This is a genomic window from Bacteroides mediterraneensis, assembly GCF_016900355.1.
GTDB lineage: Bacteria > Bacteroidota > Bacteroidia > Bacteroidales > Bacteroidaceae > Phocaeicola.
In genome coordinates this window covers 1-2600 of the sequence record NZ_JACJKA010000048.1, presented here as the reverse complement: position 1 = coordinate 2600, position 2600 = coordinate 1, and the positions used below count along the sequence as shown (strand labels likewise).

3 protein-coding genes are annotated in these 2600 nt (G+C 49.8%); all 3 read left to right on the top strand.

Features of this window, described 5'->3' with window-relative positions; translation table 11 throughout:
* Positions 1-85 precede the first annotated feature (85 nt).
* Positions 86-409 (top strand): IS66 family insertion sequence element accessory protein TnpA, encoded by a 324-nt coding sequence (gene tnpA / locus H6A28_RS14690; protein WP_204481035.1) that lies wholly within the window; start codon positions 86-88, stop codon positions 407-409.
* Positions 402-770 (top strand): IS66 family insertion sequence element accessory protein TnpB, encoded by a 369-nt coding sequence (tnpB, locus tag H6A28_RS14685; protein ID WP_022233133.1) that lies wholly within the window; start codon positions 402-404, stop codon positions 768-770. The genes tnpA and tnpB overlap by 8 nt, the downstream gene beginning before the upstream one ends.
* An 87-nt stretch (positions 771-857) precedes the next feature.
* Positions 858-2489, top strand: coding sequence for an IS66 family transposase (tnpC, locus tag H6A28_RS14680; RefSeq protein WP_204477497.1), 1632 nt, complete (start codon positions 858-860; stop codon positions 2487-2489).
* Positions 2490-2600 lie beyond the last annotated feature (111 nt).

Genomic DNA, 2600 nt, shown 5'->3' with positions numbered 1-2600 from the left:
GTAAGCATTCGGACAAATGCCCCTTTTACACTTTGAGGTTTGATTGTAGCTTTGCGGCAGCGAATACAATTAAACCTCAATTATTATGAATAGACTGGAATTTGAAGAATTGGAATTGCAGGTACAACAAAGCGGCCTGCCGTTGAAGTCGTACCTGCAACAGATAGGTGTAAGTTATTCAACCTATCATTACTGGCGTAGAAAATGTTCGGTTAACAGGAACAATGTTAAACAGGAGGTGGCTCCCATCAGTTTTAAACAGTCAGTCATGGAATCGTCCCCTGAAGAACAAGTGCCGCATGGTGTGTCCGTTCTGTTTCCCAACGGTCTTCGTGCCCACTTCGGAAACGGTTCAGAAGAGATACTGATGGAGCTGTTCACCCAAAGTCTCCGAGGCGGCCATGTTTAACCTGAACGACACAATGCGCTACTTCCTGTGTCCTGGCAGGACAGATATGCGTAAGGGTATCAGTTCGCTGTGCGGAGTGGTACATGAGAAGATGAACAGCGAAGTGAAGAACGGGGATGTCTTCATCTTCATCGGTTCCAGCCGCAGGCTCATGAAGTTGCTTCATGCGGAAGACGGAGGTATGGTGATGTATGTAAAACGCTTGGAGGCGGGCCGCTTCAAACTGCCGGAGTACGATCCCCAATCAAACAGCTATCCCATGGAATGGCGCGACCTGGTGATGATGGTCGAGGGCATTCAGGAAAATCCGCAGCAGAGGCTCCGGCGCCTGAGGGCAGAGCGCAAGGAATATCATGTATAATATGCTTCCGGAGTGAATAAAGTGCGGATATTATTGTGTAATCCGCTTATATTTAGTATATTTACATAAACAAAACAGATGCGGACAATGGAAGAAAAGGATATACTGCTCAAGACGATAGAAGGGCTGAATGCCTCCATTGCTTCATTGTCTGCCACTAATAAGGATCAGGCGGAACAGATTAAGAATCTGCAGGAACGAATCAAAGAGTTGACGGCTCAGATTGCATGGCTGAACCGTCAGCTCTTTGGGCGTAAGACAGAAAAGCTTCCCGTATATAATCCCGATATGCCCGACCTTTTTGCCGAAGAGTTTGCCGGGCTCCGGCATCAGGCGGAAGAAAAGCGTGACGGGGCCGTGGAGCAGATAGAAAAGGAACCGGTGGAAGTCCGGAAGCAGAAGCGTCAGAACCGCAAAATGACAGAGGATCTGCCCATACTCGAAACCGAGGTTATAGAGCCGGCCGGTGTGGACCTGTCCTTATATCGTAGGATTGGCGAAGAGGTAACCAAAGTGGTCAAGCACAAACCGGGGATGCTCTATGTCAAGGAAATCATCCGTCCCAAATATGCGCTCAAGGACAGCACCCGGCTTCCTCCCGCAGGGCAGAAAGGCGTGGAGATTGCCCCCATGCCGCTGATGCCCGTCGACAAGTGCATCGCCGACACCAGCCTGCTTGCCGAGATACTGCTTCAGAAGTATGAATATCACGTCCCGTTCTATCGGCAGATACAGCAGTACCGGCATCTTGGGATGAAAGGCCTTACGGAAAGTACGCTGGACGGATGGTTCAAAAAAACGGTGGAGCTGCTCAGGCCTCTGTATGAGGAGCTCAAGCGTGAAGTCTTTTCCTGCGACTATGTACAGGCGGACGAAACCACTGTTCCGGTCATCAACAAGGAAAAGCACAGGGCCGACAAGGAATACCTGTGGATGGTAAGGTCGGTCATGAAGAAACTGGTCATCTTCCATTACGACCAGGGATCGCGTGCCGGAGCGGTCATCGAATCCCTGGCAAATCAATATCACTTCAAGGGTTATCTTCAATGCGACGGTTTTGCAGGCTATGAGACAGCCTTCAGGACCAACCCCGATGTGCGGCTGCTCAACTGCCTGGTGCATATCCGCCGTCATTTTGAACAGGCTCTGGATGAAAACCGGGAGATGGCCGAACATGGCCTGACCCAGATACAGCATATTTACCGGATTGAACACTGCTGCGATAAGGCGGGCCTGTCGTACGACGAGCGGAAGACGAAGCGCCGGGAACTGGCCGGACCTGTCATGGATGCCATGAGAGTGTGGATGGAAACGGAAGGAATCAAGTACAGCCCCAATTCCCAAATTGGGAAAGCCATCACGTATGCCTATACCCGATGGGACAACATGATGGGATGTCTGGAGGAAGGACGCCTGCTCTGGGATAACAATCTGGCTGAAAATGTCATCCGGCCGATTACTCTGGGACGGAAAAATTACCTCTTCTGCGGCAATCATGAGGCAGCGGCTAATATGTCGGTGATCTGTTCCCTGCTGGCCACCTGTAAGGCACATGATGTAAACCCAAGGGATTATCTGAATGATGTCATCGCCCGAATGCCCTATCACAAAAAGGCTACTCATGAGGAACTGCTGGAACTGCTTCCACATAAATGGAAGCTGCAACATCCGGAAAGTGCATTGACAAAACAAGAGGAGGAAGCCGGCAACCGGTGCTGACTGCAACATATAGGTTCAACAAAATAATAGCGACTGCAACTATTAGGTTTATAGTGACAGTCGCTATTGTTGTATATAAAGTTCAATACCTGTAGTTTAACGAATGCTTAC